Raw genomic sequence first — 20,111 nt, 5'->3', positions numbered from 1 at the left:
TTGGGACTGTCAACCGCTATTGCGTCGCACGATAGCGGCGCTTGTGCAGGGTGCTTCGTCGTGGGGTCAAGGCCTGGCAGGATCGGCCACGCCCGAGGCACGCTCGAGAATCACAAAGGTTGGCAGGACGCCGCCCCGGTTCGCGGGGCAGCGGATGATGTGGCTCAGGCGCTGGGTTCCTGAGAGCCTCGAAGCATGGCGAGCTCGGCGCGCAGGCGCTCCACCTCGGCCTCGGCGGCTTCGGCGCGGGCGAGGGCCTGGCGCAGGGCGTCATTGCCTTCAGGACTGGCCGGCGCCGAACTCGCCTCGACCAGCCCGGCCGAGGCGCCGATGAGGCGCCGATGCAGGGCCACGAGATAGGCGGAGTCGTCGGGATCGAGGGTGCCGGCCTGCCATTCGGACCGGATGCGCTCGAGATCGGCGACCGTATCCGCGTTCATTTCGCCGGTGGCGATGAGCTCGGTCACGAGCCGCTCCACCGCGACCGGATCGTTGGCCGGCTTCAGCACCGGAACTGGCGCCTCAAACTCGTTCATCGGCTCACCCCGCTGACGTGTAGGCGGTCTTCACGACGGTGAAGAACTCCGCGGCATAGCGGCCCTGCTCGCGCGGCCCGAAGCTCGAGGCCTTGCGCCCGCCGAAGGGCACGTGGAAATCGACGCCGGCGGTCGGCAGGTTGACCATCACCATGCCAGCTTCGGCATTGCGCTTGAAGTGGGTGGCGTATTTGAGGCTGGTGGTGACGATGCCGGCGGACAGGCCGAATTCGGTATCGTTGGAGGTGGCGAGGGCTTCCTCGTAGTTCTTCACGCGGATCACCGAGGCCACCGGCCCGAAGATCTCTTCGCGCGAAATGCGCATCTGGTTGGTGGCTTCGGTAAATAGCGCCGGCTGGAGATAGAAGCCCGGCGTACTGCGCGAAACCCGCTCGCCGCCCACCACCAGGTTGGCACCCTCGGACTTGCCGATCTCGATATAGTTGCAATCCTGCTTGAGCTGGCTCTCGTCGACCACGGGGCCGATTTCGGTGCCCTGGTCGAGCGCGTCGCCGACCTTGAGGTTGCGCACGCGTTCGGCAAGGGCTGCCACGAACTTGTCGTGAATGCCCTCGGTGACGATGACGCGCGAGGACGCGGTGCAGCGCTGGCCGGTCGAGAAGAAGGCGGACTGGGCCACGGTCTCGACGGCGACCTTGAGGTCGGCGTCATCGAGCACGATGACCGGGTTCTTGCCACCCATCTCGAGCTGGAACTTGCGGTTGACCTTGATCGAGGCTTCGGCAACGCGCCTGCCGGTGGAGGTACCTCCGGTGAAGGTCAGGGCGTGGACATCCTTGCTGTCGAGCATGGCCTGGCCGACGACCGAGCCCTTGCCCATCACGAGGTTGAGCACGCCCTTGGGCAGGCCGGCGCGATGGAGGATATCGACGATGGCCCAGGCGCAGCCCGGCACGAGCTCGGCGGGCTTGAAGACCACGGTGTTACCGTAGCAGAGCGCGGGCGCGATCTTCCAGGCCGGGATGGCGATGGGGAAGTTCCACGGCGTGATGATGCCGACGACGCCCACCGGCTCGCGGGTGATCTCGACGCCGATATTGGGGCGTACGCTGGGCACGGTCTCGCCGGCCAGCCGCAGCACTTCGCCAGCGAAGAAATCGAAGATCTGTCCGGCGCGGGTGGCCTCGCCGATGCCTTCGGGCAGGGTCTTGCCCTCTTCGCGAGAGAGGAGGCGGCCGAGCTCTTCCTTGCGCGCCAGGATTTCCTGAGCGGTCTTGGACAGAATGGCATGGCGCTCGAGCAGGCCGGAACGCGACCAGGCCGGGAAAGCCGCCTTGGCGGCCGCGATGGCCTTTTCGGTGTCGGCGGCGGTGGCGCGCGCGTAGCGGCCCACCACATCATTGGTGTTCGAGGGGTTGATGTTGTCGACGGCTTCGCCTTCGATCCATTCGCCGCCGATGAGGTTGCGGTGCAGTTCGCTCATGGTCGTTCCCGTTCGTTCTAGAGGAGGTCGGCGCGTGCAAGATCGCGCAGGAGGTGGCTCGCCCCATAGGTCCAGGGCGGACAGTCGGGGGAGAGCCTCACGGTGTTTGTGAGTTTGCCAAGGGCGGGGGTCGCGATGGTCACGACGTCGCCGATGCGGTGGGTGAAGCCCTTGCCGGCGCCGCCGCGATCCTTGACCGGGGCGAACATGGTGCCGAGATAGAGCACCAGCCCGTCGGGATATTGATGATGCTTGCCGATGGTTGCGGCGACCAGCGATTCCGGGCTGCGCGAAATCTGGCTCATCGAGCTCGATCCCTCGAGCCTGAAGCCATCCTCGCCGGTGACGGTGAGGCTGAGTTCGGCGGACTTGACGTCGGCAATGCCGAAGCTGGCATCGAAGAGCCGGATGAACGGGCCCAGCGATGCGGATGCGTTGTTGTCCTTGGCCTTGCCCAGCAGGAGCGCGGACCGGCCCTCGACGTCGCGCAAATTGACGTCGTTGCCGAGCGTTGCGCCCACGATGGTGCCGCGGCTGTTGACCACCACGGCGATTTCTGGCTCGGGATTGTTCCACTCGGAGACCGGATGCAGGCCGACATCGGCGCCGTGGCCGACGCTCGACATCGGCTGGCCCTTGGTGAAGATCTCGGCATCGGGGCCGATGCCGACCTCCAGATACTGGCTCCACACGCCGCGCGCGATCAGGGCGGCCTTGACCTTGGCGGCCTCTTCGGAGCCCGGCACGAGGGCCGAGAGATCGGTGCCCACGAGCGAGAGGATATCCCCGCGCAACGCCTCGGCACGGCTCTTGTCTCCGCGCGCCTGCTCCTCGATGACGCGCTCGAGCAGCGAGACCACGAAGGTGACCCCGGAGGCCTTGATGGCCTGGAGGTCGATGGGCGAAAGCAGCGCGCCGGATTCGGCAAGTGCGGCTACGCTGCCAAGCGAACGGCCCGGGGCGCTGGCGACATAGCCGGCCGGATCCTCGCTCTCACAGATATCGCGTACGGTGGCAAAGCCCTTGCGGGTGATGTCGAAGACTTCGCCATCGCGCACCGTCACCACCAGCGGATGGGGCGCGCCAGAGGGCCAGGCCCGACCCAGAAGACAACCACCTGTGGGCAGAAAATCCGCGTTCACGCTCTTTACCCCTGCTGAAATCGCCGCCCTCACTAACCTCTGACATATGTTGCTGTCCAGCGCCGAGCCCGACCCCGACCCAAGGATCGGAGATCGGGCGGCGTCGGAGGTCCGGAGCGGTCGGAACCCACCGGGCCTCGTTCAAGCCCGGTTCATCCGTGCCGTACTAACACCTCAAATGTGGCCATAGCTTAGGGCCACCAAACGGAGAAAACAGTCATGCGTGCGACAAACGCCCTCGCCCCCCTCGCCCTCGCGCTGCTTGCGGCCGCCTTTACCTCGACCACGGCCCTCGCGGACGCCCGGATCACCATCGAGGGACAGGGCGAGGTGACCGCAGCACCGGACACGGCCTATCTCACCTCGGGCGTGACCACCCAGGGCGCCACCGCGCGCGAGGCGCTCGACGCCAACAGCGCGGCAATGACCGAACTGATCGAAACGCTGACCGGCGCCGGCATCGAGCGGCGCGATATCCAGACCTCGAACTTCTCGGTCAACCCGAACTATGTCTATTCCGATGCGCGGGACGCCAATGGCTACACCCTGCCCCCCAAGATCGTCGGCTACCAGGTCTCCAACACGGTCACCGTGCGGGTTCGCGCGCTGGATGATCTCGGCGCGATCCTCGACCGGGCGGTGACGGTGGGCGCCAACACCATCAATGGCGTGAGCTTTGCGGTGGCCGACACGACCGAACTTTACGACGCGGCCCGCAAGCAGGCCTTTGCCGATGCGCGGCGCAAGGCCGAGCTCTATGCCGGGGCGGCCGGGGTTTCGCTGGGCGATCTCATGGCCATCAGCGAGGGCCAAGTCTACACCCCGCCCCAGCCGATGATGGCAAGGGCACAGGCTTTCGACAGCGCCGCAGCGGTGCCGGTGGAAGCCGGGGAGTTGACCTTCTCGATCGGCGTGACCGTGAGCTGGGACATCGAGGACTGATCAGCGAATCCGACGCCCCGGCGCCACCGTGCCGGGGCACTTCTCTCTTACGAAACCAGCGCCTTCCACAGCATCTGCGTGCCGACCAGTACGAGGAAGACGGCGAAGACCTTCTTGAGCGTCTTCTGGTCGAGCCGATGGGCTAGCGCGGCCCCGAGCGGCGCGGTCACCCCCGCCATGACGCCAACCGCGACCACCGCCGGCAGGCTGATATAGCCGAGGCTGAAGGGCGGCAGGCCCGCAACGCCCCAGCCCGAAACGATAAAGCCGATGGTGCCGCCTATGGCGATGGCGACGCCCAGTGCAGCCGCCGTGCCCACCGCCGCATGCATGGTGAGCCCCAGCGCCGACAGCGTCGGCACGCTCAGCGATCCGCCGCCAATGCCCATCAGCGCCGAGAGAAAGCCGATGACCGAGGCGAAGGCGCGGTGCGACAGGCTGGAGTCGCGGAGGTGGCCGATGACCTTGCGCAGCACATCGAAAACGATGTTGGCGGCGACCAGATAGACCATGACGCCAAAGACGACGCGCAGCACATTGCCCGAAAAAAAGCCGGCCAGGAGCCCGCCGATCAGCGTGCCCACGAGGATGAAGGGCGCCCAGAGCCGCAACACGCGCAGATCGACCGCGCCACGCTTGTGGTGCGAGCGCGCACTGACGATGCCCGTCGGTATGATGATGGCGAGCGAAGACGCCACCGCCACGTGCTGGATGATGGCATCGTCATATCCGAGCAGATCGAGCACGAGCGCGAGCGCCGGCACGATGATGGCGCCTCCGCCGACCCCCAGCAACCCGGCGAGCACGCCAGAGACCGCTCCCGTGGCGACGAGCCCGAGGAAGAAGGGAAGATAGGTCAGCAAGGTATCCATGGCGCACTCCTTGGCTCCACATACCCCTGCCCACCGGCGCCCACCAAGCCCCGCGACGGGGCGGATGGTCCAGTTGGATAAAATTTCTCGATGCCGACGGAGCCGGCGCAACTCGGGCACAGGTCATCGCGTTGCCGTTCTCCAAGAGAACTGCGTGCAGCCTCGACCGGCGTTCATTTGAGGTTCAGGCACCCTCTGCACACTGGGTATAACTGCCAGCGGTCTGCTCCAAGGGCCGATGGTGCAACAACGACAAGAAGGAAAGACACATGAGCCTTCGCAACTGGCTTCTGACCGGAACCAGCATCGGCCTCATCGCCCTCATGCCGGCCGGCACAGCCCAGGCACAGGATGCGCAACTGCGCGCAGCCTATGAGGCCTATGTCTCGGCCCAGTCATCGGGCAATGCCGAAGCCACCGAGGCGGCGCGCAACGCTTTCGCCGAACTGTGCATCGTGGGCGGGTTCACCAGCATCGATCAGTGTATCGCTTCGCTTTCGGGCGGTGGCGAGCCTGCCGCTGCGCCTGCGCCCGAACCCGAGCCCGAGCCGGCTCCCGAACCCGAGCCCGCCCCCGTGCAGGAACAGGCGCCCGAGCCTGCGCCAGAGCCGGAGCCCGCTCCGGAACCCGAACCTGCCCCCGAACCGGCACCTGTCGCCGAACCCGCTCCCGTGCAGGAGACTGCGCCGGCTGCCGAGGCCGTAGAGGAAGAGACCGTCGAGGAGGCGCCGGCTGAAGAGGCTCCTGTGGAGGAAGCTCCCGCCGAGGAAGCTCCGGCAGAGGAAGCGCCTGCTGAGGAAGCCGCTCCGCAGCCGATGCAGACCCAGGAACAGGCCCCGGCCCAGCAGCCCGCGACCAGCGAGCAGCCGGCCCAGCCCGAGCAGCCTGCGCCCGCCCAGCAGCCCGAGACGACCCAGCAGCCCGCCCAAGAGACCGAGGCTGGCGATGGTGAGCTCGATGCCGATACGCGCGCCGCGCTCGAAGCCGACGTTGCCGCAGCCGTGGATCGCTATAATCGCGGTCTGGGGCTGATCGAGGCCGGCCAGAACGATGCCGGCCAGGCCGCAACCTCCGAGGCTGCCGCCGAGCTCAACACGCTCTGCCAGGATCTCGGCTATGCCGATCCCAATGTCTGCGTGGCCGAACTGGGCCTCACCATCGGTGCCGTGGCGCCCGATGCCACCCCGCCCGATTCGACCGCTCCGATCGCGGGTGAGCCCGTCGTTGCGCCGGAACAGCCGACCGTCGATGGCGAGCCGGTGATCGACGACAGCGTCAGCGAGCCGCTGCCGGAAAGCGTTTCGGCGCAGGAAGCTGCGCCTGTGCTCGACAGCGCCAAGGACGAGCAGGCTCCCTCTGCCGATGGCGCACCGGCCGAGCGTCGCGCTCCGCCGGCAACCGAAGAGCCCGTTGCCCCGCCGCCCGAGAGCGATGCCGCAGCCCAGGCCGACCTCGCGCCAGCCGAAGTTGTGTCGGTCAATGAGGAGCAGGGCGATCGCATCGATGCCTCGCAGGTGACGCTCGACGTGGCGCCCCCGCCCAATGTCACGATCGTCAACCAGACTGTCGTCAACAACAACACGACGGTGAACAACACCACCGTCAACAATACGGTGAATAACACCACCAACAATACGACGGTCAACACCCAGAACAACACCGCCAACAACAACCAGACCAACGTTCAGAACAACTTCCTGAACCTTCAGACGGTGTTCCAGATCGGGACTCAGCTGTTCATCAACAATCCGGGGCAGGAACGCGACCGGTTCTACGATGAGGCCGAGGACGAGATCTATTACGAGCGCCTGCGCAACGGCAATGTCCGCGAGACCATTGAGCGGCCTGACGGATCGCAGATCATCACGGTCTATAGCCGCGATGGCGAAGTGCTGCGCCGTTCGCGCATCACGCCCGATGGTCGCGAGATCATCCTCGCCTATTATGACGAGGACCGTTACGGTCGCGAGGACCGCTGGAGCGATCCGGGTCGCGAACTGCCGCCGCTGCGCCTGCGCATTCCGGTTTCGGAATATGTGCTCGATGCCGACCGTGCCGACGAGCAGCAGGTCGAGCAGTTCTTCCGGCAGCCGCCGGTGGAGCAGGTGCGGCGTATCTACACCATCGACGAGGTCAAGCGCTCTGCCCGTATCCGTGACAGTGTGCGTCGCCTCGAAGTGGGTGGGCTCACCTTCGACACGGGTGCCGCGACGATTTCGCGCAACCAGGTCGGGGCGCTCTCCAACGTCGCCAATGCCATGCTCGCGATGCTCGACGACAATCCGGCCGAAGTGTTTCTGATCGAAGGGCACACCGACGCCGTGGGTTCGGATATCTCGAACCTGCAGCTATCGGACAGCCGCGCTGCAACCGTTGCCCGCATCCTTACCGACTTCTATGGCATTCCGCCGGAGAACCTCGTGACGCAGGGCTATGGCGAACGGTATCTCAAGGTACAGACGCAGGCGGCCGAGCGGCTCAACCGCCGCGTCACCATCAAGCGCATCACCCCGCTGATCAGCGTCGCGCAGCGCTAAGAAGCGTCAATCGAACGCGAGGGGTCGGATGGAAACATCCGGCCCCTTTTTGCATGCCGCCGGTGTCAGGCGGCGGTGACCGCGCATGCTTCGAGCACCGTCAGGCTGAGGCTGTCGAACTGCTTGAGCCAGCGCTGCGCCTCGGCATGCAGGGGAACCGGATTGAGGAAATGCAGCCGCGTGCGCCCGCGCCGCTGCGTCAGCAGCAGGCCCGCATCCTCGAGCAATGCCAGATGCTTGCTGGTCGCCTGGCGCGAGATCTCGAGCCCCTGCGTCAGATCGACGAGGCTTTGTCCGTTGCGCTTGGCGAGCCTTTCGAGCAGCAGCCGGCGCGTCGGATCGGCCAGCGCCCTGAAAACCGCATCTCGCTGCACTTCACTCATCACTGCCCCCGGCTCTTCGGCGGCACTCTGCTGAAACCGGGGATTCGAGGCAATCGCCACGAGGCAGCCTTCCCCATCAACGCTGCGGCCTTGCCTTGGCGCGCGATTCCGCTATCCCTGCCTCACCCGGGCGCGCACAGCCTGCGAGAATGAGCGGAACACGCATGGCGATCGTGGAAACGGCCGGCAAGGTCGACGGCAAAGGCCGCCATCTCGGCTACAAACTGCTCATCGCCTACTTCATCGCGCTCAAGATCTGGTTCGATCTGACCGTCGCGCCCATGGGCGACGAGAGCTATTACTGGATGTGGGGGCAGTTCCCCGGCCTCTCCTATTTCGACCATCCGCCGTTCCACGCTTGGATGCTCGGACTCGTGTCGAAAATCCTCGGCTGGAACGCGCTGAGCCTGCGCGCGCTGACCTGGGTCTGCCTCCTGGGCACGGGATGGGTCTTCTGGCTCTGGGCCAAAAGGCTCCAACCGCACGATCCGGAGGGCTGGTTCTGGCCGTCGGCCGCGCTTTATCTCGCGACGCCGGTGTTTTTCCTCATGACCACCATGGTCTTCCACGACTATCTGATGGTCTTTTTATGCATCCTCGCCTTCCACTTCTTTCTCGATTTCGTCGATGGCTGGGAGGGGGGCAGCAGCCGAGTGCGCTCGCTTTATCTGGGGGCGCTGTTTCTCGGGCTCGCGACGCTGACCAAATACAACGCCGCCCTGCTCGGCTTCGGCTTCGGGCTCCTGGTGCTGCTGCGACCGGGGCTACGGAGCCTTCTCGGCAATCCGCATCTCTATCTGGCAGCGCTCCTCAGCGTGGCGATCCAGACCCCTGTGCTTGTGTGGAACGTGGCGAACGCCATGGCGTCGTTCGGCTTCCACATGGGCACGCGGCTGACCGGCAGCGTCACGAACCTGCACTATCTCCATCCGCTCGATTTTGTGGCCAACATGGCGGGGCTGGTGCTGGGGCCGTTCCTCTTCATCGCGCTTTTCCGCATGCTCAAGGACCGCTCGGGCTCTATCTTCGAGGAGCGGGCGCGGGCGCTGGGACTGACGATCTTTGCGGTCTCGACCGCTGCGATGCTGGTGCTGTCGCTGTTTCTCTACGTCTACTTCTACTGGAATATCGTCGGCTATCTGGCCGTAATGGCGATCGCCCTGCGCTATCTGGGCCAACGCTGGCTGATGCGGCTGCATCTGGGTTTCGGCGCGGTGATGGCTTTCATCCTCACCGCCAATTTCGCGTTGCTGCCGGCAGCCTTCGCCGTCGGCGCGCAGGACAGTGGCACACAGGCCAATTATGGCTGGGAGGAGGTGGCGGCTGAAGTCGACGCGCTGCGGACGACCTATCCCGACGCGTTCCTGTCGGCCACCCGCTACACCTACGCCGCTCAACTCGGTTTCCAGCTGCGGGAGACCGAAATCCTGCCGCTCAACAGCCTCAAGGACCAGTATGACTACTGGCTCGACGAGGCAGACTATGCCGGGCGCGACGCCATCGTGCTGGCCGATGCCGCATTCCCCATCGACTTTGCGCAGCGCCAGTTCGCCGCTTGCGAACGGGTGCGGGATGTTGTGGTGGAGCGGTTCTCGATCAGGGTCTGGACCTATCGGCTCTATCATTGCACAGGCTTTGTGCCCGCCGGGAGCGCGACATGACCTCGCCATGGGCCGGGCGGCCTCTTTGGCCGCTGCAGGCGGTGGTGGGCGTGCTCATCGCCTTCCGCCTCTATGTCGACTTCACCATGCCCCCGATCGGGGACGAGGCCTATTACTGGCTCTGGGGGCAGCGGCCCGCCCTCTCCTATTTCGACCATCCGCCGCTGCATGCCTGGCTGCTGTGGGGGGTGGAGAAGCTCTTCGGCTGGAACCTCCTGAGCCTGCGCATCCTGACCTGGGTGACGCTGGGCGCGACGCTGGCCATCGTCTGGGACTGGTCGAAGCGGCTGGCGCCGGCAGAACCGCACAACTGGTTCTGGCCGGCCACGGCGATCTATCTCGCCAGTCCGCTCTTTCTGGCCATGACGACCATCAGCTTTCACGATCACCTGCTGATCGCGCTGTGCCTGGGGTCGGGGCACTGCTTCATCCTGTTCGCCGAGCGCTACGAAGGCGGGCGACGCAGCCTGAAGCTGCTCTATGGCGGAGCCGTGCTGCTCGGGCTGGCGACGCTGACCAAATACAATGCCGTGCTCTTCGGTATCGGCATCGGTTTCATGTTCCTCGTCCGCCCGAAACTTCGCGCGATGCTGGCCGACGTCAATCTCTGGGCGGCGGCAGCGCTGTCGATGGCGATGCAGGCGCCGGTGTTCATCTGGAACTTTGCCGGCGGCATGGCGTCCTACCGCTTCCATATGGTTGATCGCTGGGGCGGCGGGGGCATCTCGCTGCAACCCATGCTGTTCCTGGGCTATGTCGCGCTGACGCTGATCGTGGTCTCACCGTTCCTTGTCGGCCCCATCATCGCTTTTCTGCGCCGGCCCGTGCCCGAAGGTTTCGGCACGGTGGCGCGGACACTCGCCATCTGCGTCTTTGCCGCGGCCGGTGTCGCGATGTCGCTGATGGCGCTCTTCGTCGAGGTCTATTTCTATTGGAACATCGTCGCCTTCCTCCTGATGCTGCCGCTTCTGGTTTCGGTGATCGGCAGGCGAAAGGCGTTCTGGGGCCATACCATCTATGGCCTCGTCTTCGGAGCTGGCCTCGCCTTCCACCTCACCGTCATTCCGATCACCAACCTTCTGGGCGGCTATGACTGGACGATTTCGTCCATGCAGGGCTGGCCCGAGGTGGCCGAGGCGATCACGGAGCTCGAGGCCGAGCATCCCGGCGCCTTCATCGCCGCGACGCGCTACACGACGGCCGCGCAGCTGGGCTGGGCGATGCAGCGCACCGACGTCACGGCGATTGCCGCCCGCACCGACCAGTTCGACTACTGGTTCGATGCCGAGGCCCATCGCGGCCGGTCCGCGCTGGTGGTGGCCGATCCGATGGAGGGCGAGAGCTACGCGACCGGACGCTTCGAGACCCTGACGCCGCTGCGCCGGCTCGAGATTGTCCGCTTCGGCCGGGTGGTCTACACGCCCATCATATTCCTGGGCCAGAACTACCGGCCACCCTCTCCCTGAGCGGCTGAGCCCAAGGGCCGCGTCCCAAGGCCCTTGCGCCCCAAGCCCCTTGCGCCTCAGGCGTTAATGGCCTATTGAGCCGGCATTCGTTCGGCCGGGGGCTGAACGGAGGGTCGGCTATTGCCGAAAGGGCATTTACGGATGTCCCGTCCTCCCGTGTTCCCGCTCTTTAGAAGACTGCTTTGGTGCCTTTCCGGCTTCAAAGGGGCTCCGCGCCGGGCGGATAGAGAGTGAAACCCTCATGGAAGGAAGGCGCCACATGGCCCTTTACGAGCATATCTTCCTCGCCCGGCAGGACGTTTCCGCCCAGCAGGTCGAAGATCTGACCAAGACCCTCACCGACGTCTTGACCTCGGGCGGCGGCAAGGTCACCAAGAACGAATATTGGGGCCTCAAGTCCCTCTCCTACCGCATCCGCAAGAACCGCAAGGCGCATTACTCGCTCCTCAACATCGACGCGCCCCCGGCTGCCGTCGCCGAGATGGAACGCCAGATGCGCATCAACGAAGACATCCTGCGCTTCATGACCGTGCGCGTCGACAAGCTCGAGGATGGTCCCTCCGCGATGATGCAGAAGCGCGACCGCGACGAGCGCGGCGATCGCCCGGGTGGCGACCGCTTCGGCGGCGAACGCCGTCCCCGTCGGTTCTAATCGAGAAGGAAGACAGAAATGGCCATCAAGGACCTGACCGTCGCCCAGGCGCGCCGCCCCTTCCAGCGCCGCCGCAAGACCTGCCCGTTCTCGGGCGCCAACGCGCCCAAGATCGACTACATGGATGTGCGCCTCCTGCAGCGCTACGTCTCCGAGCGCGGCAAGATCGTGCCCTCGCGCATCACCGCCGTCTCGGCCAAGAAGCAGCGCGAACTGGCCCGTGCCATCAAGCGCGCCCGCTTCATCGGCCTGATGCCCTACGCGGTTCAGTAAGCCACATTCAGGTCGCTCCGGCACTGTTCGGAGTGACCTCAAGGGCAGCCGGCGCTCCGTGCCGGCCTGCCGCTGGCGCACCGGAATGGTCCGGCTGCGTCTAACCGCCCGTCGAGGCGGGACAGCAAGGATTTGAGATCATGAAGGTCATTCTTCTCGAGCGCGTCGGCCGCATGGGCCATATCGGCGACGAAGTCACCGTAAAGGACGGCTTTGCCCGCAACTTCCTCCTGCCGCAGGGCAAGGCGCTGCGCGCCACCGATGCCAACCGCGCCCGCTTCCAGAGCGAACGCGCCAACATCGAAAAGCGCAACCAGGAGCGCCGCGAGGCCGCTGCCGGCATCGCCGAAGGCCTCAACGGCAAGACGGTCGTCATCATCCGCCAGGCGGGTGAAACCGGCCAGCTCTACGGCTCGGTGTCCTCGCGCGACATCGCCGATGCGCTCTCGGCCGACGGCTTCCAGGTCACCCGCTCGCAGATCACCCTGGCCGACCCGATCAAGTCGGTGGGCGTGCATGCGGTGCCGCTGAGCCTCCACGCCGAAGTCGAAGTCTCGATCAACGTCAATGTCGCCCGCTCCGAGGACGAGGCCGAGCGCCAGTCGCGTGGCGAGGACGTGACGGCCGTCAATTATGACGACGAGGCCAACCAGGCCTTCATCGAAGCCCAGCAGGCCGCCGCGGCCGAAGCCGAGGCCGAAGAGGCCTGATCAGGCCGATCGATACGGGTTCGAAGGCCGGGAGCGATCCCGGCCTTTTTGTTTGCCGGAAAGTCGCCCATGGGCGATTCCCCGGAGGCGAGTCGGAATCGCGGGTTTTCCCCGTTGTCCCCATAAGCCACAGCCCAGGGTCGAAACGTGTCCCCGGCCGGGCCGGCCCGTGTTTGCGGCTGGCCACGGGGCTGCCACTATGTTTGTTCATTTTTCTCCACAGCCAGCGAGTCGACCGCCCCCATGGCCGAACAACTTCGCCTCGTCCGCCCGGACGAAGACAAGCCGACCCGCCTCGCGCCGCAAAACATAGAGGCCGAGCAGGCGCTGCTGGGCGCCATTTTGGTGAACAACGAGGCCTTCTACCGCGTTTCGGACTTCCTTCTGCCCGAGCATTTCTACGAGCCCATCCACCGCCAGATCTATGAGGTGATGGGCAAGATCATCCGCGCCGGCAAGGTCGCCAAGCCCGAGACGGCCAAGAGCTTTCTCCCCGAGCAGCTTTTGCCGGACATGTCGCTCTACCAGTATCTGGGGCGGCTGGCCGCCAACGCCACCACCGTGATCAACGCCGCCGATTTCGGACAGGTGATCTACGATCTTGCGATCCGGCGAAACCTGATCCTCATCGGCGAGGAGATGGTGGCGACCGCCTATGACGCCGATGTAGAGGCAACCCCCGCCCGCCAGATCGAAGAGGCCGAGAAAGCGCTGTTCGAGATTGCCGAAAAAGGCGCCTATGGCGGCGGCTTCCTCAATTTCTCCGAGGCGCTCAAGCATGCCATCACCATGGCCGGCGAGGCCTATGGGCGCGATGGCACGCTCTCGGGCACGGCCACCGGGCTCAATGATCTCGACCGCCTGATGGGCGGTTTGCAGCGCAGCGATCTCATCATTCTCGCGGCCCGCCCCGCCATGGGCAAGACCTCGCTTGCCACCAACATCGCCTTCCACGTCGCCAAGAGCTGGCGCGGAACGGTCACGCCCGATGGCCATCGCAAGACCGAAGAAGGCGGACAGGTCGGGTTCTTCAGCCTCGAAATGAGCGCCGAGCAGCTCGCCACACGTATCCTCGCCGAGCAGGCGGAAATCTCGTCCTCGGACATCAGGCGCGGCAACATCCACGAGAGCCAGTTCAACAAACTCGTGGAAGTCTCCAACCTCATGTCGACGGTGCCCCTCTATATTGACGACACCGGTGGTCTCTCGGTCGCCCAGCTGGCGGCGCGGGCCCGCCGGCTCAAGCGGCAAAAGGGGCTCGACCTCCTGATCGTCGATTATCTCCAGCTGCTGTCGGGGTCGTCGAAGCGCGGCAACGAGAACCGGGTGCAGGAGCTGACCGAGATCACCACGACGCTGAAGGCGCTCGCCAAGGAGCTCGAGGTGCCCATCATCGCGCTCTCCCAGCTCAGCCGACAGGTGGAAAACCGCGACGACAAGCATCCGCAGCTTGCCGACCTTCGCGAATCGGGCTCCATCGAACAGGACGCCGACGTGGTGCTTTTCGTTTATCGCGAGGAGTACTACCTCAAGAACAAGGAACCGAAGGAAGGCTCCCCTGAGCACCTGAAGTGGCAGGAGGAGATGGAGCAGGTGCACGGCAAGGCCGAAGTGATCATCGGAAAGCAGCGCCACGGGCCCACCGGCACCGTGCAGCTGAGCTTCGAGGCGCAGTTCACCCGGTTCGGAAACCTTGCTCATGCCGACTACCTTCCCGAGAGGATGGAATGAGAATGCAGGTCCCCGCGATCGCGACGACCGGGCTGGGCGCACGGCTGACCGTTGATCTCGGGGCGCTGAAGCGCAACTGGCAGGCGCTCAACAGGGTAAGCCAGGGCGCGCTGACCGGCGCGGTGGTGAAGGCCGACGCCTATGGCACGGGCCTCGTGCAGTCGGCCCGCGCTCTTTATGCCGCCGGAGCGCGCTTCTTTTTCACCGCCACCCCCGATGAGGCGGTGACCGTCCGCGCCACGCTGCCCGACGCGCATATCTTCGTGCTCGATGGACTCTTCCCCGGCGCCGCGGCCCTTTATGTGGGCGAGCGGCTGATGCCGGCGCTTTCGTCGCTCGACATGCTCGAGGAATGGTTGCAGGCCTGCCTCGCGCGCAATGAATCGCTGCCGGCGGCGCTGCATTTCGATACCGGCATGAACCGGCTTGGCTTCCGCCTCAACGAGGCGTCGGTCGTTCGCCGCATGATCACGCAGATCGGCTATTCGCCGCAGATGATCATGAGCCACCTGGCCTGCGCCGACACCCCGGCCCATGAAAAGAACCGCACGCAGCTGGCGCTCTTCACCTCCGTCCTTGCGCAGTTCCCTAATGTTCCCGCCTCGCTGGCCAATTCCGCCGGGCTCATGACCAACCGTGAGATGCACTTCCAGATGGTGCGCCCCGGCATCGCGCTTTATGGCGGCCGCGCCGTCAATGGCCGGCGCAATCCGATGCAGCCCGTGGTGCGCCTCGAAGCGCCCATTCTCCAGGTCAAGGAAGCGCGCACCGGGGAATCGGTTGGCTATGGGGCGGCGCGCACGCTTTCGCGCGACAGTCGTATCGCGATCGTCGCCATCGGCTATGCCGACGGCTTTCTGCGCGGGCTGTCCTCGAGCCAGAACCGGCAAGGCGCGCGCATGGTGATCCGCAACCGGTTCGTACCGGTTCTGGGCAAGGTCTCGATGGACACCACCATCGTCGACGTCACCGATCTCGGGCCCGATCTGCCGCTTCCCGGAGAAATGGCGGAAATCATCGGCCCCAATATCGGAGTGGACGAGCACGCCGATGTCGCCGGCACCATCGGCTACGAGATCCTTACGGGCCTCCGCGGGCGCTATGTCCGCAGCTATCTCGATTAGGCGACGTTCCCTTTTCGTTCTTGAAAGCCAGACGCTTCGGCGCTATTGCTGCACCCTGACGACTGGAGCGGCGTGACATGGCGCGGGCGAAATCTTCCTTCATCTGCCAATCCTGCGGGGCGGCCTATACGCGCTGGCAGGGCCGGTGCGATGCCTGCGGCGAATGGAACGCCATCGTCGAGGAACTGGTCGACAGCGGCATCGGTGCCGGCCCGAAATCGGCCAAGGCCGGCAATCGCGCCGTGCCGCTAGTTCCGCTCAAGGGCGAAACCGAGAGCGCGGCGCGCATCGTCACCGGCATTGCGGAACTCGACCGCGTCACCGGGGGCGGCTTCGTGATGGGCTCGGCGCTGCTGGTGGGTGGTGATCCGGGTATCGGCAAGTCGACGCTGCTGTTGCAGGCAGCCGCGGCCCTGGCGGCCCGGGGCAGGCGCGTCGTCTATGTCTCGGGCGAGGAGGCCGTGGCCCAGGTGCGGCTGCGCGCACAGCGGCTGGGGCTGGGCGATGCCGATGTCCACCTCGCGGCGGAAACCAATGTCGAGATCGTGCTCGCGACCCTCGAAGCCGGCCCTGCCCCCCATCTGGTGATCGTCGATTCCATCCAGACCCTCTGGACCGACAGGGTGGAGAGCGCGCCGGGCACGGTGACACAGGTGCGGACATCGGCCCAGGCGCTGACGCGCTTTGCCAAGAAATCCGGCGCTGCCGTGGTGCTCGTGGGTCACGTCACCAAGGACGGGCAGATCGCGGGGCCGCGCGTGGTCGAGCACATGGTCGATGCGGTGCTCTATTTCGAGGGCGATTCGAGCCACACCTTCCGCATCCTGCGCGGGGTGAAGAACCGCTATGGGGCCACCGACGAGATCGGGGTCTTCGAGATGACGACGCTGGGCTTGTCCGAAGTGGCCAACCCGTCGGCGCTGTTTCTCGACCAGCGCGACGAGGGCGCGGCCGGCTCGGCGGTCTTTGCCGGCATGGAGGGCACGCGACCAGTGCTGGTCGAAATCCAGGCGCTCGTGGCGCCCTCCCCGCTCGGCACGCCGAGGCGAGCCGTGGTGGGGTGGGATTCGAGCCGTCTCTCGATGGTGCTGGCCGTGCTCGAAACCCGCTGCGGGGTCAGGATCGGCGCCAACGACATCTATCTCAATGTCGCGGGGGGCCTGCGCATCGCAGAACCGGCCGCCGATCTCGCGGTGGCCGCGGCGCTCATTTCCTCGCTCACGGGCTCACCGCTGCCCAATGACGCGGTCTATTTCGGCGAAATTTCGCTCGCGGGTGGCGTGCGGCCGGTGGTGCATGCGGGCCTGCGCCTGCGCGAAGCCCAGAAACTGGGCTTTGCCGCCGCTCACAGCGGCAGGCTTGGCGAGGGCGACAGGCTTGCCGGCCTGCGCCATGGCGAGCATGGCCAGTTGCTCGATCTCGTGGGCATGATCGCATCGAAGGGAAAAGCACGGGGTGCCGAATGAGGGATGCAATCGGTGAACTTCACCCCTGCGCGGGGACCTAGACGCTTGGCATCGCCACAATTAGCGGCTAAACGGAGCCCAAGAGAGACCCCACGGGCGAGCCCTGATCCATGTTGACCGCACTCGACGTCGGAATCGGCGTACTCGTCCTGATTTCGGCGATTCTCGCCACGGCGCGCGGGCTGACCCGCGAAGTGCTGTCGCTCGCCACCTGGGCCGGCTCCGCCGCTTTCGCCATCTATATGTGGCAGTTCCAGCCCGAGATCGCGCGCGGCTTCATCGCCGAGCAGATGATCGCCGATATCGCCACCGTGGTGGTGAGCTTCATCGTCGCGCTGATCGTGCTTCACCTCATCACCATGCGCATTGCCGACCTCGTGGTCGACAGCAAGATCGGCCCGCTCGATCGCACCCTCGGCTTCGTCTTCGGCGTGCTCAGGGGCCTGCTGATTGCCGTCGTGATCGTGATTTTCGGCACCTGGCTGCTGGGTGCCACCGGCCCGGGCGGAGACAGCCGCCTGCCGACCTGGGCCCGGGATTCGCGCTCGCTGCCGATGCTCAACAATCTGGGCGATCAGCTGATCGCGCTCCTGCCCGAGGATCTCGAGCGGCAGGTTACCGACATTCTCCAGCGCGGCGACGCCGGAGACGAGGCTTTGCCGCCGGAAGACGGCACCGACGGACCGGAAGACGACAGTCCGCTTCCGCCGGCCACGACCAATACCTGACGGGAAACGCCGTCAGCGGGGAGCGCAGGGTGGACGCCCCAGTCCGCCAGACCAGGACCCATGAAGGCAAGGCTGTGACCGATCATCTTATCTCCGCCGGAGCCCGGCGAGACGACCATCCGTTCGACGGCGACACGCTGCGCGAAGAGTGCGGCGTGTTCGGTATTCTCGGCCATCCCGAGGCGGCGACCCTGACCGCGCTGGGCCTGCATGCCCTGCAGCATCGCGGGCAGGAAGCGGCGGGCATCGTCAGCTTCGACGGGCGGCAGTTCCATTCGGAGCGACAGCTCGGCCTCGTCGGCGATCACTTCACCAACCCTGCTACGCTCGCGCGCATCCCCGGCAACATGGCGATGGGCCATGTCCGCTATTCCACCACCGGCGAAACCATCCTGCGCAACGTGCAGCCGCTCTTCGCCGAGCTCGAAGTGGGCGGCATCGCCATCGCCCACAACGGCAATTTGACCAACGGTCTGACGCTGCGCCGCCGCCTCATTTCACAGGGTGCCATCTGCCAGTCGACCTCCGATACCGAGGTGGTGCTGCATCTCATCGCCCGCTCGCAGCGCACCTCGTCGTCGGATCGGTTCATCGACGCACTGGGTGCGATCGAGGGTGCCTATGCGATGATCGCCATGACGCGCACCAAGCTCATCGGCGCGCGCGACCCCAATGGCATCCGGCCGCTGGTGCTGGGCGAAATCGATGGCCGCCCGATCTTTGCATCCGAGACCTGCGCGCTCGACATCATCGGCGCAAAATTCGTGCGCGATGTCGAAAACGGCGAAGTGGTCGTCTGCGAAATCCAGCCGGATGGGTCGATCACCATCGACAGCTTCAAGCCCTTCCCGGCGCGGCGCGAGCGGGTGTGCCTCTTCGAATACGTCTATTTCGCCCGGCCGGATTCGGTGGTTGCAGGGCGCAATGTCTATTCGGCGCGCAAGCGCATGGGCATCAATCTGGCGCGCGAGGCCCCAATCGAGGCCGACGTGGTTGTGCCGGTGCCCGATGGCGGCACGCCGGCCGCCATCGGTTATGCCCAGCAATCGGGCATTCCATTCGAGCTCGGCATCATCCGCAATCATTATGTCGGCCGCACTTTCATCGAGCCGACCCAGTCGATCCGTGCCTTTGGCGTCAAGCTCAAGCATTCGGCCAACCGCGCCGAGATCGAAGGCAAGCGGGTCGTGCTGGTCGATGATTCCATCGTGCGCGGCACCACCTCGCTCAAGATCGTGCAGATGATTCGCGATGCCGGAGCGCGCGAAGTGCACATGCGTGTGGCGAGCCCGATGATCACGCATTCCGATTATTACGGCATCGATACCCCCGACCCCGAAAAGCTGCTCGCCAACCAGCACCGGACCATCGCGGAGATGTGCCAGTTCATCGGCGCGGATTCGCTGGGCTTCCTCTCGATCGACGGGTTGTACGATGCGGTGGGTGGCGAGCCGCGCAATCCGCGCGCTCCGCAGTTCACCGACCACTACTTCACCGGCGACTATCCCACGGCGCTGACGGACCTCAAGGGCCGCAACGGCCGGTCCGATCCCAAGACGGTCTCGCTGCTGCGCGAAGCCGGCTAGGCCCGCTTCAGAGACCATCGGCCGCAGCCGCATAACCCGTGCGGCTGCTTTCTTTTTCCGGGCGCCCAGCTATTGAAGGCCTCGCCCACCAGACCATTTCGCGGAGACCATGATGACCGACCCTGCCCGCACGCTTGCCGACCGTGTCGTGCTGGTCACAGGCGCCTCGCGCGGCATCGGTTATGCGGCGGCTCTGGAGGCCGCTCGGCGCGGAGCGCATGTCATCGCCATCGCCCGCACGGTGGGGGGCCTTGAAGACCTCGATGACGCTATCGCCGCGGTCGGGGGGTCGGCCACGCTGGTGCCGCTCGACCTGCTCGACTTCGACGCCATCGACCGGCTGGGCGCCGCTTTGTTCGAACGCTGGCAGCGGCTGGACGGGCTGGTCGGCAATGCCGGAATGCTCGGGGTGCTCTCGCCCCTGCCCCATATCGCTCCCAAGGACTTCACCAAGATCTTCGGGCTCAACGTCACGGCCAACTACCGGCTGATCCGCTCGATGGACCTGCTGCTGCGCCAGTCCAATGCCGGGCGCGCCGTGTTCCTGTCATCAAGCGCTGCCCACTCGGCAAAGCCCTATTGGGGCGCCTATGCGGCCAGCAAGGCAGCGCTGGAAGCCCTGGCCAAGAGCTATGCCGGGGAAACCGCGCACACCGCGGTACGCTGCAATGTGTTTTTGCCCGGCGCGGTGCGCACCGCGATGCGGGCCAAGGCGATGCCGGGGGAAAATCCCGAGACGCTGCCGACACCGGCGGATGTCGCGGGCCCGCTCGTCGACATGATCGAGCCCCGCTATGATCGCACGGGCCAGGTTTTCGATATCAGGTCGGGCGAGACCCGCGCGCTCTGACGCGCGGG

The 20,111-nt window shown here is 65.7% G+C and carries 18 protein-coding genes; 13 read left to right on the top strand and 5 right to left on the bottom strand.

Annotated features, from left to right (window positions below):
* Window positions 1–164: 164 nt before the first annotated feature.
* Genes BT183_RS02915 through BT183_RS02905 form a run of 3 tightly spaced genes read right to left on the bottom strand, consistent with a single transcriptional unit; the run spans window position 165 to window position 3,122 of the window.
* On the bottom strand, window positions 165–536 hold the full coding sequence (locus BT183_RS02915; RefSeq protein ID WP_072338891.1) for a hypothetical protein: 372 nt from the start codon (window positions 534–536) through the stop codon (window positions 165–167).
* A gap of 4 nt (window positions 537–540) precedes the next feature.
* Complete coding sequence (locus BT183_RS02910; protein WP_072338890.1) at window positions 541–1,980, bottom strand: aldehyde dehydrogenase family protein; 1,440 nt, start codon at window positions 1,978–1,980, stop codon at window positions 541–543.
* A gap of 17 nt (window positions 1,981–1,997) precedes the next feature.
* Window positions 1,998–3,122, bottom strand: coding sequence for a fumarylacetoacetate hydrolase family protein (locus tag BT183_RS02905; RefSeq protein WP_072338889.1), 1,125 nt, complete (start codon window positions 3,120–3,122; stop codon window positions 1,998–2,000).
* Window positions 3,123–3,341: 219 nt separating this feature from the next.
* On the opposite strand from BT183_RS02905, the gene BT183_RS02900 reads away from it, so the two are divergent.
* Complete coding sequence (locus BT183_RS02900; protein WP_072338888.1) at window positions 3,342–4,064, top strand: SIMPL domain-containing protein; 723 nt, start codon at window positions 3,342–3,344, stop codon at window positions 4,062–4,064.
* Window positions 4,065–4,111: 47 nt separating this feature from the next.
* Here the strand turns inward: BT183_RS02900 and BT183_RS02895 are convergent, their stop codons facing one another.
* Window positions 4,112–4,936, bottom strand: coding sequence for a sulfite exporter TauE/SafE family protein (locus BT183_RS02895; RefSeq protein WP_072338887.1), 825 nt, complete (start codon window positions 4,934–4,936; stop codon window positions 4,112–4,114).
* A 269-nt stretch (window positions 4,937–5,205) separates the two neighbouring features.
* On the opposite strand from BT183_RS02895, the gene BT183_RS20190 reads away from it, so the two are divergent.
* On the top strand, window positions 5,206–7,473 hold the full coding sequence (locus tag BT183_RS20190) for an OmpA family protein (RefSeq protein ID WP_084603209.1): 2,268 nt from the start codon (window positions 5,206–5,208) through the stop codon (window positions 7,471–7,473).
* Between the two features lie 65 nt (window positions 7,474–7,538).
* On the opposite strand, the gene BT183_RS02880 is transcribed toward BT183_RS20190, so the two are convergent.
* Window positions 7,539–7,856: an ArsR/SmtB family transcription factor gene (locus tag BT183_RS02880; protein ID WP_072338886.1), complete on the bottom strand. Its 318-nt coding sequence runs from the start codon at window positions 7,854–7,856 to the stop codon at window positions 7,539–7,541.
* Window positions 7,857–8,020: 164 nt separating this feature from the next.
* Between BT183_RS02880 and BT183_RS02875 the strand changes: the two genes are divergently transcribed.
* The 11 genes from BT183_RS02875 (at window position 8,021) to BT183_RS02825 (ending at window position 20,103) form a co-directional block, all read left to right on the top strand.
* Entirely contained in the window at window positions 8,021–9,517 is a 1,497-nt protein-coding gene (locus tag BT183_RS02875; RefSeq protein WP_072338885.1) for an ArnT family glycosyltransferase, read from the top strand.
* Entirely contained in the window at window positions 9,514–10,983 is a 1,470-nt protein-coding gene (locus tag BT183_RS02870; protein ID WP_072338884.1) for an ArnT family glycosyltransferase, read from the top strand. The genes BT183_RS02875 and BT183_RS02870 overlap by 4 nt, the downstream gene beginning before the upstream one ends.
* Window positions 10,984–11,242: 259 nt before the next feature.
* Entirely contained in the window at window positions 11,243–11,635 is a 393-nt protein-coding gene (gene rpsF / locus BT183_RS02865; protein WP_072338883.1) for a 30S ribosomal protein S6, read from the top strand.
* An 18-nt stretch (window positions 11,636–11,653) separates the two neighbouring features.
* The gene (gene rpsR / locus BT183_RS02860; RefSeq protein ID WP_072338882.1) at window positions 11,654–11,908 is read left to right on the top strand and encodes a 30S ribosomal protein S18; all 255 of its coding nucleotides are present in this window, start codon (window positions 11,654–11,656) and stop codon (window positions 11,906–11,908) included.
* A gap of 140 nt (window positions 11,909–12,048) precedes the next feature.
* Window positions 12,049–12,618, top strand: coding sequence for a 50S ribosomal protein L9 (rplI, locus tag BT183_RS02855; RefSeq protein WP_072338881.1), 570 nt, complete (start codon window positions 12,049–12,051; stop codon window positions 12,616–12,618).
* A gap of 243 nt (window positions 12,619–12,861) precedes the next feature.
* A complete protein-coding gene (locus BT183_RS02850; protein WP_072338880.1) occupies window positions 12,862–14,349 on the top strand; it encodes a replicative DNA helicase in 1,488 nt (495 codons plus the stop codon).
* Between the two features lie 2 nt (window positions 14,350–14,351).
* Entirely contained in the window at window positions 14,352–15,473 is a 1,122-nt protein-coding gene (alr, locus tag BT183_RS02845) for an alanine racemase (RefSeq protein WP_244545238.1), read from the top strand.
* 77 nt (window positions 15,474–15,550) lie between these two features.
* The gene (gene radA / locus BT183_RS02840; protein WP_072338878.1) at window positions 15,551–16,939 is read left to right on the top strand and encodes a DNA repair protein RadA; all 1,389 of its coding nucleotides are present in this window, start codon (window positions 15,551–15,553) and stop codon (window positions 16,937–16,939) included.
* 110 nt (window positions 16,940–17,049) lie between these two features.
* Complete coding sequence (locus BT183_RS02835) at window positions 17,050–17,667, top strand: CvpA family protein (protein WP_072338877.1); 618 nt, start codon at window positions 17,050–17,052, stop codon at window positions 17,665–17,667.
* Window positions 17,668–17,756: 89 nt separating this feature from the next.
* Entirely contained in the window at window positions 17,757–19,253 is a 1,497-nt protein-coding gene (gene purF / locus BT183_RS02830) for an amidophosphoribosyltransferase (RefSeq protein WP_143145725.1), read from the top strand.
* A 112-nt stretch (window positions 19,254–19,365) separates the two neighbouring features.
* Window positions 19,366–20,103 (top strand): SDR family NAD(P)-dependent oxidoreductase, encoded by a 738-nt coding sequence (locus BT183_RS02825; RefSeq protein WP_072341437.1) that lies wholly within the window; start codon window positions 19,366–19,368, stop codon window positions 20,101–20,103.
* Window positions 20,104–20,111: the final 8 nt, after the last annotated feature.

The sequence above is a fragment of the Devosia enhydra genome, assembly GCF_900119845.1.
In the GTDB taxonomy this organism is placed as follows: domain Bacteria; phylum Pseudomonadota; class Alphaproteobacteria; order Rhizobiales; family Devosiaceae; genus FPKU01.
This window is presented reverse-complemented; position numbering and strand designations above follow the sequence as displayed.